This is a genomic window from Sporosarcina sp. Y838 (genome assembly GCF_056786515.1).
Map to the genome: position 1 here is coordinate 107,587 of NZ_JBXCJD010000005.1, position 13,255 is coordinate 120,841.

General features: G+C 41.0%; 13 protein-coding genes. 1 reads left to right on the forward strand and 12 read right to left on the reverse strand.

Going from position 1 to position 13,255, the window contains the following annotated elements:
* Window positions 1–86 precede the first annotated feature (86 nt).
* From pnpS to citZ, 6 genes are all read right to left on the reverse strand, one after another.
* Window positions 87–1,502: a two-component system histidine kinase PnpS gene (pnpS, locus tag AC1TO4_RS08825; protein WP_482105166.1), complete on the reverse strand. Its 1,416-nt coding sequence runs from the start codon at window positions 1,500–1,502 to the stop codon at window positions 87–89.
* A complete protein-coding gene (locus tag AC1TO4_RS08830) occupies window positions 1,502–2,212 on the reverse strand; it encodes a response regulator transcription factor (protein ID WP_482099766.1) in 711 nt (236 codons plus the stop codon). Before AC1TO4_RS08830 ends, pnpS begins: the two co-directional genes overlap by 1 nt.
* A gap of 17 nt (window positions 2,213–2,229) precedes the next feature.
* A complete protein-coding gene (locus AC1TO4_RS08835; RefSeq protein WP_482099767.1) occupies window positions 2,230–2,706 on the reverse strand; it encodes a MaoC/PaaZ C-terminal domain-containing protein in 477 nt (158 codons plus the stop codon).
* Window positions 2,707–2,799: 93 nt separating this feature from the next.
* Complete coding sequence (mdh, locus tag AC1TO4_RS08840) at window positions 2,800–3,738, reverse strand: malate dehydrogenase (RefSeq protein ID WP_482105017.1); 939 nt, start codon at window positions 3,736–3,738, stop codon at window positions 2,800–2,802.
* Window positions 3,739–3,846: 108 nt separating this feature from the next.
* Window positions 3,847–5,118, reverse strand: coding sequence for an NADP-dependent isocitrate dehydrogenase (icd, locus tag AC1TO4_RS08845; RefSeq protein WP_482105018.1), 1,272 nt, complete (start codon window positions 5,116–5,118; stop codon window positions 3,847–3,849).
* A 78-nt stretch (window positions 5,119–5,196) separates the two neighbouring features.
* Window positions 5,197–6,312, reverse strand: a complete 1,116-nt coding sequence (citZ, locus tag AC1TO4_RS08850; protein ID WP_482105019.1) for a citrate synthase — start codon at window positions 6,310–6,312, stop codon at window positions 5,197–5,199.
* Window positions 6,313–6,500: 188 nt separating this feature from the next.
* On the opposite strand from citZ, the gene AC1TO4_RS08855 reads away from it, so the two are divergent.
* Entirely contained in the window at window positions 6,501–7,475 is a 975-nt protein-coding gene (locus AC1TO4_RS08855; RefSeq protein WP_482105020.1) for an AI-2E family transporter, read from the forward strand.
* Here the strand turns inward: AC1TO4_RS08855 and AC1TO4_RS08860 are convergent.
* The 6 genes from AC1TO4_RS08860 to AC1TO4_RS08885 form a co-directional block, all read right to left on the reverse strand.
* Window positions 7,465–7,848, reverse strand: a complete 384-nt coding sequence (locus AC1TO4_RS08860) for an FxsA family protein (protein WP_482105021.1) — start codon at window positions 7,846–7,848, stop codon at window positions 7,465–7,467. The two genes, AC1TO4_RS08855 and AC1TO4_RS08860, sit on opposite strands and share 11 nt — an antisense overlap.
* 61 nt (window positions 7,849–7,909) lie before the next feature.
* A complete protein-coding gene (gene pyk, locus AC1TO4_RS08865) occupies window positions 7,910–9,670 on the reverse strand; it encodes a pyruvate kinase (RefSeq protein ID WP_482105022.1) in 1,761 nt (586 codons plus the stop codon).
* 36 nt (window positions 9,671–9,706) lie between these two features.
* Entirely contained in the window at window positions 9,707–10,675 is a 969-nt protein-coding gene (gene pfkA / locus AC1TO4_RS08870; protein WP_482105023.1) for a 6-phosphofructokinase, read from the reverse strand.
* A 63-nt stretch (window positions 10,676–10,738) separates the two neighbouring features.
* Window positions 10,739–11,692: an acetyl-CoA carboxylase carboxyl transferase subunit alpha gene (gene accA / locus AC1TO4_RS08875; RefSeq protein WP_482105024.1), complete on the reverse strand. Its 954-nt coding sequence runs from the start codon at window positions 11,690–11,692 to the stop codon at window positions 10,739–10,741.
* 1 nt (window position 11,693) lies between these two features.
* Window positions 11,694–12,560, reverse strand: coding sequence for an acetyl-CoA carboxylase, carboxyltransferase subunit beta (gene accD, locus AC1TO4_RS08880; protein ID WP_482105025.1), 867 nt, complete (start codon window positions 12,558–12,560; stop codon window positions 11,694–11,696).
* Window positions 12,560–13,216 (reverse strand): FadR/GntR family transcriptional regulator, encoded by a 657-nt coding sequence (locus AC1TO4_RS08885; RefSeq protein WP_482105026.1) that lies wholly within the window; start codon window positions 13,214–13,216, stop codon window positions 12,560–12,562. Before AC1TO4_RS08885 ends, accD begins: the two co-directional genes overlap by 1 nt.
* Between the last annotated feature and the right edge of the window lie 39 nt (window positions 13,217–13,255).

The window sequence follows — 13,255 nt, forward strand, 5'->3', positions numbered from 1 at the left end:
GTTGAAAGTTTCATATTTTCTCCAATTTGTTCTTTACAAACATTGCCTCAATAAATATAAAAAACGATCCAAAGTAAATGGATCGTTCACTCTTCCTGGCGCAAAGGCATTTGAATACGAATTAACGTACCCACGTTAATTGTGCTTTCCACTTCAACTGTTCCTCCATGGGCTTCCACAAGGTGTTTGACGATAGCTAATCCAAGTCCTGTGCCCCCGGATTCTCGGCTTCTAGCTCGGTCAACACGGTAGAAACGTTCAAACAGCCTAACAAGTTCTGTTTGTTTAATGCCGATTCCTTCATCTTGCACTTCTATGATTGCATTTCCTGATACTTGTTTAATGGAAATAATAATTTTCTTTTGTTCTTTGGAGTAGTTAATTGCGTTCGATAGCAGATTAACCATGACTTGTATTAAACGACCTGCATCTCCATCAATGACAATCTGCTCTGTTATGTCTAGGTCAATATCCATCTTTTTGCGCTCCAAACTTAATGAAACAATTGTCAAGGCATCATTGATAACATCATTCAGACTGACACGCGCAAACTGAAGAGTGAAGTTTTCCCGTTCCATTGCCGACAATTCAAGCAGGTCATCAATCAATAGATGTAATCTATCACTTTCTTTCTGAATGATTTCAAGAAACTCTTTCATAATTACAGGCTCATTCATTGCGCCATCCAATAACGTTTCCGTAAATCCTTTTATGGATGTAATCGGTGTACGGAGTTCATGGGAGACATTTGCAACAAAATCTTTTCGAACCTCTTCAAGTTTTACAAGTTTCGTAATATCATGCATGACAACGACAATACCTAGCCAATTACCGTGACGCCCGATTACCGGTGCACCATAAACGCTCATATGGGAGAAGTCTCCGTTTCCCTCAAGTCTGACCTGTTTTTCACGAACTTGTTCAGTCATAAAGACATCTTCAATCAGACTCTCAATATCCACCGGCAATCCAATTGTTTTTAATGTCTTTCCGATCAGTTCCTCCTTCGAAAAACCAAAGGCCTTCTCAAAGACACCATTTACAAGATTGACTGAACCTTCACGACCAAACATTAGAAGTCCACTGCCCATACTCTCTATAAGTGTTTTTAAACGCTCTTTTTCCATCATTCGTAGTGTCGATATTTCCTGCATATTACTTGCTATTTTGTTAATGGCAATTGCGAGTTCATTAGCATATTCGGATTCGTCCGTCTGTGTTCTCGCGAGATGATCTCCCCTAGCAATTTGAATTGCTACTCTTGTAACATCATCTACTGGACGGGCATATTGCAACATCATTCGCTTTGCGATTAAAAGAGATATTATAAATGCAATGAGTAAAGTCAATAATAGAAAACCCCAGTATTTCTGCTGTACTTCGGCAGCAATGTCATTCGCGAATAAAGGAAAAAACTGACCGAGAACAATTCCGAGGCCAGTTAGTAGTACTGATAGAAGGACTGCACAAGCAATGACTAAGCGGGAATACAAACCTTTCATCAAAGTTTAGGCTCCTCAAATTTATAGCCAATTCCTCTTACCGTCTTGATGAAGAGAGGTTTCTTTGTATTTTCTTCGATTTTTTCCCGTAAATGACTTACATGAACGTCAACGATTCGGGTATCACCGGCAAAGTCATAATTCCATACCGCGCTTAAAAGCTGATCTCTAGAAAGGACTCTATTTTTATTCTGCATAAAGTGAACAAGTAGTTCAAATTCCTTCGGGGTAAACTCCAACTCTACTTTATCTAGAAAAGCTTCATATTGCTCAGCATGAACAATTAACTTTCCAGAGCTCAATGTGCCATTTTCATCGTTACGGTCTGACCTCTCACCGGTACGTCTCAGTACGGCTTTTACGCGCGCAACAACTTCCCTGGGACTGAATGGTTTTGTCATATAATCATCGGCACCCATTTCAAGACCAAGCACTTTGTCGAACTCGTCTCCTTTTGCCGTTAGCATAATTATTGGAATATCGAGTCCCTTCTGCCTTAAGATTTTACAGACATCTATTCCATCCATTTTCGGAAGCATTAAGTCTAGCAATATTAAATCAGGCTTTTCTGTTTCTGATTTCAGTATAGCTTCTTCTCCATCCACTGCGGTGATTATTTCATATTGCGCTTGCTTCAAATTATACTCTAGAAGCGTCCGAATCGGCTGTTCGTCATCAACAATCAATATTTTCTTTCCACTTGAACTCATCTTCCATCAATCTCCCGTCAAAAGTTTTCCATCGCTTGCGATGTTAGACGCTCTTCCACTTTCGGCGGAATAACTGTCACTGTCCCTGAAATAACAATTTCTTCCTCATCATCATGTGCTTCGATTGAAATTTCTATCGCATTCATTTCTCTATCAACATGAATGACTTCTAGTAAGATGTTAATTATTGAATAGTGATAGACCGCTTTTGGAAATGATAACTGTTGTTGTACAATATGTGAACCTGGTCCTGGCAAATACTTTGAGACGGCAGATGTAACAATTCCTGTTAGCATAATAGTCGGTACAATAGGCTTTTCATAGGCTGTCTGCGAAGCGTAATCATGTTGAATATATAGTGGGTTACTATCGTTTGTTAACCCTAGATAAAGCAGCAAATCTTTATCCTCGATTTTCTCGGTTAACTTCAACTTTTCACCGACAGTAATCTCTTCGATTTTTCTTCCGAGACGCCTTTTCTTCCCTAATATCAACTTATATCCCCCTCAATATGTAATACAGTAAGTTTACCAATAATCAGAAAAAAAATCGAGTAGCATAGGCTACTCGATTGACTAATTAGAATATTATACAAGAACTTTCATAACTGCTTTAACCGATTCAGCAGAATTTGACAATGCCTCTTTTTCAGCTTTAGTCAAATCAAGCTCAATAATCTTCTCAATACCGCCAGCACCGAGTACTGTCGGAACGCCGATATAAATTCCATCTAGACCATATTCGCCTTCTAAGTATGCAATCGAAGGAAGTACACGTTTCTGATCTTTCAGGATTGCTTCAGCCATTTCAACGAGTGATGCCGCAGGAGCGTAGTAAGCTGAACCATTACCTAGTAGGTTTACGATTTCAGCTCCACCCTTACGTGTACGGTCTACAATTACTTCTAGTCGTTCAGCCGAAATCAACGTTTCGAGTGGAATACCACCCGCGTATGAGTAACGGATAAGCGGAACCATATCGTCGCCGTGTCCACCAAGTACGAATCCGGTTACGTCTTTTACAGATAAGTTCAATTCTTGTGCTACAAACGTCCGGAAGCGCGCAGTGTCAAGGACTCCTGATTGCCCGATAACACGTTCTTTCGGTAATCCGGATTCTTTATAGACTGTGTATGTCATTGCATCTACCGGGTTAGTTAATACGATAATTGTTGTATCTGGAGAATGTTTTACTATTTCAGCAGTAACGATTTTCATGACTTTTTGATTCGTCTGAACAAGATCATCACGACTCATACCGGGCTTGCGCGCAATACCAGCTGTGATTATGACAATGTCAGAGTCTTTTGTATCCGTGTAATCTGAAGTTCCTATAATATTCGCATCATAACCTTGTACAGGTCCGGCTTCCATCATATCAAGCGCTTTCCCTTTTGTTGGGTTTTCCATTTGCGGAATATCTACGATAACTACATCACAAAGCTCTTTTTGAGCCAGAAGAAATGCTGTCGTTGCGCCTGTGAAACCAGAACCGATAACCGAGACTTTTTTACGTTTCATTGTCATGAGTTGCCTCTCCTTTTAATCGTTTATATGAGGGGACAGACCCCTCATATAAATGATTTAAATTTTCAACGAACAGAAAGTTGGGCTCTTCCACCGCTAATAGATTTATTATTTAAGGTTTTTGATCAATTCATCTGCGAATTCAGATGTTTTAACTTCTGTTGCACCGTCCATAAGACGAGCAAAGTCATAAGTTACAACTTTAGAAACAATTGTTTCTTCAATTGAAGCAGTGATCATAGCTGCCGCTTCATTCCATCCAAGGTGCTCAAGCATCAAGACGCCTGAAAGTAGAAGTGAAGAAGGGTTAACTTTATCAAGTCCTGCATATTTCGGTGCAGTACCATGAGTTGCTTCAAAAATTGCATGACCTGAAATGTAGTTAATGTTTGCTCCAGGAGCGATTCCGATTCCGCCAACTTGTGCAGCAAGAGCATCAGAAATATAGTCGCCATTCAAGTTCATTGTCGCTACAACATCAAACTCTTTTGGACGTGTCAAGATTTGTTGCAAGAAGATATCAGCAATTGCATCTTTAACGATGATTTTGCCTGCTGCTTCAGCTTCAGCTTGTGCTTTGTTTGCAGCATCAGTTCCATCAGCATCTTTGATTGCATCATATTGGTTCCATGTGAAGACTTTATCGCCGAACTCTTGTTCAGCAACTTCATAGCCCCAGTTTTTGAATGCGCCTTCTGTAAACTTCATGATATTTCCTTTATGGACAAGCGTCAATGACTTGCGGCCTTCTTTAATAATATAAGTAAGAGCAGCACGTACTAGACGTTTTGTACCTTCTTCAGAAATAGGTTTAATACCGATTCCAGAAGTTTCTGGGAAGCGGATATTTTTAACTCCCATTTCGTTTTGTAGGAATTCGATTACTTTTTTCGCTTCAGGTGTACCTTCTTTGTATTCAATACCTGCATAGATATCTTCCGTGTTTTCGCGGAAAATAACCATATCGCAATCTTCAGGACGTTTAACAGGTGAAGGAACACCTTCAAAGTAACGTACTGGACGTAGGCAAGTGTAAAGATCCAATTCTTGGCGAAGTGCAACGTTCAATGAACGGAAACCGCCGCCGATTGGTGTAGTAAGTGGACCTTTAATAGCAATTAAATACTCATCAATTGTATCAAGTGTTGCTTGTGGTAGCCATTCGCCAGTTTCATTGAATGCTTTCTCCCCAGCAAGAACTTCTTTCCAGATAAGTTTTTTCTTGCCACCGTAAGCTTTATCGACAGCTGACTCTAGAACGCGTGATGCTGCATGCCAAATATCCGGACCAGTACCGTCACCGATTATAAATGGAATTGTTGCGTGATCAGGTACATTTAAAACACCGTCTGTTACTGTAATTTTTCCACCGTTAGTCATAATTAATTTCCTCCCAATTTCAAATCAGAGGGCTGGCTATTGTAAATTCCGCCCCTAGTTATTTTTTATTTATAGTGCTTATCGTTCTTTAATCGGTACGTATTTCTGCAAGCCCGGTCCTGTGTAATCAGCACGAGGGCGAATCAGCCTATTATTCGCATATTGTTCACGAATATGTGCAATCCATCCCGAAATACGAGACACTGCAAAAATCGGCGTAAATAGATCGTGATCTATTTCCAGCGAATGGTAAACAGAAGCAGAATAGAAATCGACGTTTGGCGGTAAGTTCTTTTCGCCTGTAACGATTTCTTCTATTTTACTGGACATATTGTAGTACTTTTCTTCTCCGCGAAGTTCAGTCAAACGTTTAGACATTTCACGAAGGTGTTTTGCACGCGGATCACCTTTACGATAAACACGATGTCCGAAGCCCATGATTTTTTCTTTGTTATCCAGTTTTTCTCTGATATAAGATTCAACTTTGTCTTCTGAACCAATCTCCATCAGCATTTTCATTACTTGCTCGTTTGCACCGCCGTGAAGCGGTCCTTTGAGTGCACCGATAGCAGCCGTAACACCTGAATAAATATCAGAAAGTGTCGCAACACATACGCGTGCAGTGAATGTCGATGCATTTAGCTCATGGTCCGCATGAAGTACTAGAGCTTTGTCGAATGCTTCAATCGCAATTTCAGCAGGCATTTCACCAGTCAACATGTATAGGAAGTTTTCTGCATAGCCCAATTCTTCCTTCGGAGCAACCGGCTCAAGACCTTTGCGAATACGAGAAAATGTAGTAACGATTGTCGCTATTTTTGCTTGTAGCTTAATTGCTTTTTCGTAATTAGCCTCTTCAGACATATCTTCCGCTTTGTCGTCGTATAATCCTAAAAGGGATACTGCAGTGCGCAGTGCCGCCATCGGGTGTACTTCCCCGATTGGATACATTTTAAAATGATTAAGTACTTCTTTAGGAAGAGACATGTTAGCCGCAAGTTGTTTTTTCAGCTCTGCAAGCTCGTCCTCTTTTGGCAAACGCTGATGCCATAGAAGATGAATTACTTCTTCAAAGCTGGCGTTTTCTGCAAGATCGTCAATATCATAGCCGACGTATGTAAGTGTGTCATCAATAATTGAACTAATTGCTGACTGTGTCGCTACGACTCCTTCCAACCCTTTGGTTGATGTCATATAAAACGCTCCTTCTTTCAGTTCATTCGTCCACTCCGCAAAAAAAAGCAGAATGTCAACTGATCTGCTAATAATTATAATTAATCTACTTAAAAACGCTTACAACAACCATTATAATCAATTTTGTCATCTTTGTGAATGGATACGCTTGCTTTTGTTTTTTTAACTTGTAATGAAGGAGTTGTAGAATGTCCGACAATCACAGCAAACAACAAGCTTTTCGCTTAATCCTAATAAAGTGGCTGCCTGTTATTTTGACGGGAATTATTCTGTTTACAGTCCCTCCAGCAGCAATCGCTGTCATTTTCGCTTATTTTACAGCACCTACTTTGCACGCCATCCGCACAATTACAAAGTTGCCGCTTACGATTGCAACCCTTTTTGTAATGACACTTATGCTTTTTTTAATAAGTGCTTTCACATACATTGCACTTCATGGTCTTATTGATACGGTGCCCGCCGTCGAAAAGCATATTGCACCTTTTACACAGAATACGGATCTTGCCAGTAAATTATTATCATTCCTTGAAGATAAAGTTGTGGAGTATGGACATGCATTATTGGAATACACGGTAACAATTATTTCCACTGTATTTCAACGACTTTTTAGTCTGTTCATTTTCCTAGTTGCATATTTTTTCGCTTTGCGGGAATCCGGAAAAAATCGTTACTGGTTTTTAGTCTATTTCCCTATCCAAATACGTAAGCCTGCAAAAAGAATATTTACGGAGTCCGGTAAATTAATTGGAACTTTTGTTTCAGTGGAAGCCCGATTATTTTTCCTTACCTTCTTAATCTTAACAATAGGATTCATATTTCTTCAATTCGAGTCACCAATTGGTAATGCTTTTCTAATCTCCCTTGCAGATAGCCTGCCGTTTATCGGAATCGGTCTTTTTCTCTTACCGATGGCCGCTTTCTTCATATATACGAATAACCTATTCATTGGAATTTCGCTCATATTACTCTATTTATTCGCAATGACGACACGACAAATGGCTGAATCGTATATGTGGGCATCTACCTTCCATTTGAAGCCTATCCATGCTTTTTTCATTACGGCGACTTCCTTTTATCTATTCGGGTTACCCGGTATGTTATTGACCCCATTCCTCCTATTTGCAGCACTAAGAGTCAGACGGCACCCCTTGTTTAGCGGATGACGAATTGTCCATTTTTCATCTTATTATAAATCCATTTTTGGATAAATGGTCTGATTATATTCCTTGGTCCCTTAAATAGTAATAATAATCCTGTTAGATCCGTTAAAAACCCAGGCATGATTAACAAGATTCCTCCAAAAAGAATACAGACTGCATCAATCATTGCATCGCCAGGAGTCTCCATAACTGTCATACGTGCCCTAAGCTCAGTCCAAGCTTTCATCCCTTGGCGTTTGGCGAGATAGGCTCCACCTATTGCCGTTATTAAAATAATTGAAATTGTTGGTAACAGACCAAGTGTTTTCCCCGAATAGATTAACAACGCGAGTTCAGCTGTCGGGACAGCAATGAAAAGGAGTACTAGCCATTTCACAATTAATTTCATCTCCTAAAAAGGCTGCTCACCGATTATTTCGGAAGCAGCCTCCATTTATTTAGAGTACGCTGGCGCGTCCATTATAGATAACACCTGATTCAGCATCCATTGTAACCTCATTGCCATGGCGAATCAGTTTTGTAGCATCTTTGACTCCGACAATTACAGGAATACCAAGACTTAGACCCACAATAGCACCATGGCTAGTTAGCCCGCCTTCTTCTGTTATTAGCCCTGCGCATTTTTCAATTGCAGGCATCATATCGCGATCGGAACCGTTCGTAACAAGAATCGCTCCTGTTGTATCATATGTCAGTGCTTCATCAGCATTTTTAGCAACTATGGTACGCCCGAAAGCGACATCTTTCCCGATTCCTTGTCCACGCGCAAGTAAATCACCGATGACATGGATTTTCATCAAATTCGTAGTGCCAGCCTTTCCGACTGGAACTCCAGCAGTAATGATTACTACGTCACCATGTCCAACATACTGATGTTTAACACTTTCTTCTACAGACTCCTGGAGGATTTCATCAATTGAACTCACTTTTTTACCAACAATTGGATAGACTCCCCAAACAAGTGACAGCTTTCTCGAACAAGCTTCTGATGATGTAACCGCGATAACAGGACAACCCGGTCGGTATTTGGCTATCATTTTAGCCGTATGTCCGCTCTCTGTCGGTGCAAGAACGGCCTTTACTTTCAAGTTAATGGCTGTGTATGCAGCCGCTTGTCCAATGGCTTCTGTCATATTACCATGTTTTTCACGTCTTCTTGTTGAAACTACTGAACGGTAATCGATAGCCTCTTCTGTGGCACATGCAATTCGATCCATTGTACGTACAGATTCAACTGGATAAATTCCAGCAGCCGTTTCTCCTGAGAGCATGATTGCGTCAGAACCGTCAAAAATCGCGTTTGCGACATCACTTGCTTCTGCGCGGGTTGGACGGGGATTTCTTTGCATCGAATCAAGCATTTGCGTTGCAGTGATTACCGGTTTTCCAGCCTGATTACACTTTTCAATCAAATTCTTCTGAACGAGCGGAACTGCTTCAGGAGGAATTTCAACACCTAGATCTCCACGGGCAACCATTAGGCCATCCGAGACAGCCAAAATTTCATCGATGTTGTCGACGCCTTCCTGATTCTCGATTTTAGGGATAATCTGTAAGTTAGAGCCGCCATTTTTCTCAAGAAGTGACCGTATTTCCATCACGTCCGAAGCACGCCTAACGAACGATGCCGCTATGAAGTCAACGCCCTCTTTAATGCCGAACAAGATATCCTCCGCGTCTTTCTCTGTCATTCCTGGTAGCTGGACCGAAACACCAGGTACGTTAACACCTTTGTTATTACTCAATGTACCTGAATTAACGACCAATGTATGAATTAATCCCTGACTTTCATCTGTGCCTGTAACTTCTAACTGAATTAGTCCATCGTCTAATAATATGATAGATCCTTCACTTACATCTTCAATCAATTTATCGTAACTGACTGAAAATACATCATTATTTCCTACAACTTGTGTCATGGAAATATCTATTTTTTCGGCTGCTACGAGTTCCACTTTTCCATTCTCCATCGAATGTGTCCGAATTTCAGGACCTTTCGTATCAAGCAAGATTCCTACAACTTTCCCTTTTTCACGTGCAACTTTTTTGATAGTGTCAATACGTGCTTTATGCTCTTGATGATTACCATGGGAAAAATTCAACCTGGCTACGTTCATGCCCGCATCTATAAGTTGTTCCAATAATTCTGGGGACTCACTTGCGGGACCAATTGTACATACTATTTTCGTTTTCCTCATCAACTATCGCCTCTTTTAAGTTTTTTGAACAACCAATTATATGGACAATTCCTGGGACATCTTGTACATTTTCTTATCAAAACCAGCTGATTGTTCGAAAACGTCCGTTAAGTCATAGTCTACCACCACATGATTTTGCATGCCAATAGCAATGCCTCCGCGACCCTCTTTTAAAACTTCAACTGCTTTTGCTCCATACTGACTCGCAATAACACGATCTCTTGCAGAAGGGGATCCACCACGCTGGACATGACCCAGAACAGAAATCCGTGTTTCAATACCGGCTTCCCGCTTCAATATTTCAGCGAGTTCTGCTGCAGACATCACCCCTTCTGCAACAATGATAATACTGTGCTTCTTACCGCGACCTGTACCACTTTTTAGTCGTTCGATAATATCAGGCACTTCGTACTTCTCTTCGGGGATAAGTATCGTTTCCGCTCCACCCGCTAGTCCAGCCCATAAAGCAAGATCACCGGCATCTCTCCCCATCACTTCGACGATGAATGTCCGCTCGTGAGACGTTGCAGTATCACGTATCTTATCAATTGCATCAATGACTGTATTCAATGCTGTATCGAAACCTATTGTTAATTCTGTTCCGTTTATATCATTGTCGATTGTGGCCGGAACACAAACACATGGCAATCCAAGAGCCGTTAATTCAAATGCGCCTTTGAATGAACCGTCTCCACCTATTACAACAAGTCCATCGATATTGTGTTTCTTCAATTGTTGAAGTGCCTTTTCTCGCCCTTCAAGAGTTCGAAATTCAGCGCTTCGGGCAGAACGCAACATCGTGCCTCCTCGCTGAATAATATCTCCTACGGAACCAAGTTGCAGAAGTTCAATTTTCCCTTCAATCAATCCTTGATATCCATTAAAAACACCAGCCACTTCAAGACCTTCATAAATCGCTTTCCGAACAACAGCACGAACTGCAGCATTCATGCCTGGTGCGTCTCCGCCACTTGTCAAAACAGCTATCTTTTTCGTAGAAATCACTCCAATCCAGGATTAAATATTATTTTCTAAACACGAATAGATGCGGTTACCCGCATCCTATATTTATTCAGAAAATACACCAATCTGACGAAACTTATCATATCGATGATTAACGAGTTCATGACCATTCAATGTGTTTAGTTTTTCTAATGATAAGCGGATTGCATCTCCTAAATGAATAGCTTGCGCTTCTAGGTCACGATGTGCACCACCGCGCACTTCCGGAATAATTTCCTCGATAATTCCCATTTCTTTTAAATGTGGAGCAGTGATTTTCATTGCCTCCGCCGCTTGTTTGGCTAGACTAGAGTCTTTCCAAAGTATAGTCGCTGCCCCTTCGGGCGAAATGACAGAGTATGTAGAGTTTTCAAGCATGTGGATATGGTTTGCAACGCCAAGTGCTAGTGCACCACCGCTTCCGCCTTCTCCGATAACTATGGAGATAACCGGAACAGTCAAGCCAGCCATTTCAACAAGATTACGGGCAATTGCCTCACTTTGCCCCCGCTCTTCAGCCGCCTTGCCAGGGAAAGCCCCCTTTGTATCGATGAAACACACAATTGGTCTTCCGAATTTCTCCGCCTGTTTCATTAGGCGCAGAGCTTTTCGGTACCCTTCAGGATGCGGCATTCCAAAATTCCGCTTGACGTTCTCTTTTGTATCTTTTCCGCGTTGATGGCCAATTACTGTAATGGGTCTCGATTCGAATGAAGCAATTCCACCTACAATAGCAGCATCGTCACCGTAAGCTCTATCACCGTGCAATTGCATGAAATCTTTAAAGAGCATATTTATATAATCCATTGTTGTCGGACGTTCGGGATGTCTTGCCACTTGAACCCGATCCCAAGGTTCCATATTTTCATAAATTTCTCTTTCCAACTTTTTCAATCGCATTTTTAACGTCTCGATTTCATCAGAAAGATCAACTGAGTTGGTCGTTGTATACTCTTCAAGCTCGATGATTTTTTCACGTAGCTTGACGATTGGTTCTTCAAATTTCAACGTTTTACCCATTTCAGTTCATCCCCCTTACATGAAGTCGCAAAATTTTAGAAAGTGTTTCTTTCATTTCAGCGCGGTGTACGACAGCATCCAATTGGCCATGATCCAGCAAAAATTCTGCAGTCTGAAAATCCTCCGGTAATTTTTCTCTGACAGTTTGTTCAATGACACGTCTACCCGCGAATCCGATTAGTGCTTTTGGTTCTGCTATATTAATATCACCTACCGAGGCAAAACTTGCCGACACACCACCCGTCGTTGGGTATGTCATCACAGATACATAAAGTAACCCTTCGCTCGCATGCCGATTAAGCGCGACACTCGTTTTAGCCATTTGCATGAGTGATAACACTCCTTCTTGCATGCGTGCACCACCACTAGCTGAAAATATGATTACCGGTATGCCATGTGCTGTTGCTTTTTCAATTGCGCGAGTAATCTTTTCCCCGACAACTGATCCCATTGAGCCCATTCGGAAATGGGAATCCATTATTGCAACAGCTACTTCTAGTCCATCAATCTTTCCTGTTCCAGTGAGTACAGCTTCGTTTAACCCTGTTTTCTTAGAATCCGACTCAACTTTTTCAGTATAAGCGGGAAAACTAAGCGGGTTTTCCGTCTTCAAGTGATTATCAATCGATTCAAACGTCTCGTCATCGAAAAGACAAGCAACTCGTTCAGTTGCAGTCATTTTAAAGTGATGATCGCATTTTGGACAGACTTTCAATGTCTTAATTAAATCTTTTGTTAAAACAATATGTTTACATTCCGGACATTTAGTCATTATCCCTTCAGGAACGTCGTTTTTAGCGTCGACGGAAGGAATTGTAGTTGTATTTTTATGTTTATTTCTATTCTTACTAAATAGATCTCGAATCATTACTGGCTTTCCCCTCTTTCACTTTCAACTAATTCAATCCATTCCGAATAAGCTTCCAGTGTTATAGTAGTATTTCCTTCACACAAATTGTGAAGCATTTTTTTTATAATATCGTTTTCAGTCGTTTCGGTCATGCTCTCGAATGGTACTTTGCTGTATTGTTTTAGTAGAAACCAAATTTTCAAAGATAATCTGTTACCGGTTGCGACAATCATCTCCCGGATAAGATCTTCCCGTAAGATTTCCCCGTCTTTATCAACTTTCTTCAATAAACTACCCCATACTGGCAAAACCCTTAACGTAGCATCATTACACACAGCCATAATCGCCGCTTTTTCATGGATTCTTCTTGTTTCCTGAACATCATTCACTGAGTCTGTCTGTTGCATGACGAATGCAGCAAGAACCTCAACGAGCTTATGCTTTTTGTAATCCACAAGAAAGGTCCCTTCACCGCGCCTGGTTTCAATAATCCCTAGTAACTCTAGACTTCGCAGCGCTTCACGAATCGTAGACCTGCCCGCTTGCAAGCGCTCCGCAAGCTCACGTTCTGAGGGTAACTTTCCACCTGTTTCAATACCTTCTTCTCGAATTATCGATTTAAGTTCTTCTACAATATCAAGAAACATTTTTGAAGTCGGTTTTGTATTTTGCATTCACGGACCCCTTCGAAAATATACATAATGAAAAGTGGT

Excerpts from the sequence above, each read along its gene's own strand:
- accD (WP_482105025.1), bottom strand. The coding sequence starts at position 12,560 with ATGATTCGAGATCTATTTAGTAAGAATAGAAATAAACATAAAAATACA.
- AC1TO4_RS08830 (WP_482099766.1), bottom strand. The coding sequence starts at position 2,212 with ATGAGTTCAAGTGGAAAGAAAATATTGATTGTTGATGACGAACAGCCG.
- mdh (WP_482105017.1), bottom strand. The coding sequence starts at position 3,738 with ATGACAATGAAACGTAAAAAAGTCTCGGTTATCGGTTCTGGTTTCACA.
- pnpS (WP_482105166.1), bottom strand. The coding sequence starts at position 1,502 with ATGAAAGGTTTGTATTCCCGCTTAGTCATTGCTTGTGCAGTCCTTCTA.
- icd (WP_482105018.1), bottom strand. The coding sequence starts at position 5,118 with ATGACTAACGGTGGAAAAATTACAGTAACAGACGGTGTTTTAAATGTA.
- accA (WP_482105024.1), bottom strand. The coding sequence starts at position 11,692 with ATGGGTAAAACGTTGAAATTTGAAGAACCAATCGTCAAGCTACGTGAA.
- AC1TO4_RS08885 (WP_482105026.1), bottom strand. The coding sequence starts at position 13,216 with ATGCAAAATACAAAACCGACTTCAAAAATGTTTCTTGATATTGTAGAA.
- pyk (WP_482105022.1), bottom strand. The coding sequence starts at position 9,670 with ATGAGGAAAACGAAAATAGTATGTACAATTGGTCCCGCAAGTGAGTCC.
- AC1TO4_RS08855 (WP_482105020.1), top strand. The coding sequence starts at position 6,501 with ATGTCCGACAATCACAGCAAACAACAAGCTTTTCGCTTAATCCTAATA.
- citZ (WP_482105019.1), bottom strand. The coding sequence starts at position 6,312 with ATGACATCAACCAAAGGGTTGGAAGGAGTCGTAGCGACACAGTCAGCA.